The sequence below is a fragment of the Microvirga sp. P4_G7 genome, assembly GCF_056401005.1.
In genome coordinates this window covers 1-1,180 of record NZ_JBFUKD010000923.1, presented here as the reverse complement: position 1 = coordinate 1,180, position 1,180 = coordinate 1, and the positions used below count along the sequence as shown (strand labels likewise).

The 1,180-nt window shown below is 53.6% G+C and carries 1 protein-coding gene; it reads left to right on the top strand.

The window, feature by feature from the left end; all coding sequences use genetic code 11:
* Nucleotides 1–17 precede the first annotated feature (17 nt).
* On the top strand, nucleotides 18–1,180 hold a 1,163-nt coding region (locus tag AC1DT3_RS21935; protein WP_477467288.1), incomplete at its 3' end, for a calcium-binding protein.

Genomic DNA, 1,180 nt, shown 5'->3' with positions numbered 1-1,180 from the left:
CACTCGTTGGAAATGCAGTGGGCGTCGATACTAAGTCGTGGGGACGCGTTTCTTTTGAGAACGGGCATTACGTCGCACTAGGTTTCGACTCAAGAAATGGCGGAGACTGGCAAACCTTTGTTGGCATCGCGACGTCAGAGGCAGAAACAGTAAACACGATCGTCGACATGATGGGGGCTACTGCGACCGCCGGGGGCGAAGTCGGTTTCTATCAGGAAGGAACGACCTACGTAACTTATCTTGCTGATGGCTCAGCATTTGACTACGCGAGTCGCATCACCGCAAACAAGAATGCGGCTTGGGCGGCTGCAACGGAGGTAGGGACGCTATCCTTACTTCGGCAAACGAGCCTTTCAGGCGGGGATGTCTTCATGAGGAAGGCATATACCTCTTCAGGTGCCACTAACATAGCCGCGATCGTGTCCGACCTCGAAGTAGCAAAGTCCTATAGAACGTATGTCCAAAAAACTGACGCAATAAATTCACTGATCGCGAGCGCGCCGAGGAGCGTTCTTGCCGTGGGCTGGATACTTACGCTGCTTCGAGCAAAGGAACTTGGGCTCGATCAGATCAAATCGCTCACAGTATCGGGCGGAAGCTCTGTCGATAGTTTCTCCGGCACCTCCCTTGTAGACAACCTCTATGGGCAGGGTGGGCACGACAAACTCAGTGGTCAAAGTGGCGAAGACCTTCTCGACGGCGGGCTTGGAGACGATAAGCTTGATGGCGGCCGCGGCGCGGACACCCTGATTGGTGGCGGTGGAAACGACACGTTCTATGTCGACAGCAGTAAGGATAAAATATTCGAAGATTTAGGGATGGGAAGCGACATTGCCTACTCCAGTGCGGATTACACCATCTCCGAGAACATCGAGAAGCTCTTCCTAACAGGCGAAGCGGTTCGAGCAACTGGGAACTCACTACGAAACTCCATTCGTGGAAATGATCGCGACAACGTTATCGATGGTGCAGCGGGGAACGACACATTAGCGGGCGGCAAGGGCAACGACACCTACTACGCTGACGATCTCTATGATTTTGTGCAGGAGAATGCCGGAGAGGGAATCGATCTTGTGGTCGCCGGCGTCGATTTCACGTTGGCGAGCGAGGTCGAAAATCTTCTGCTCGTCGGGGCCGCCATTTCGGGATTTGGAAACGATTTAAACAATCAGATCACAGG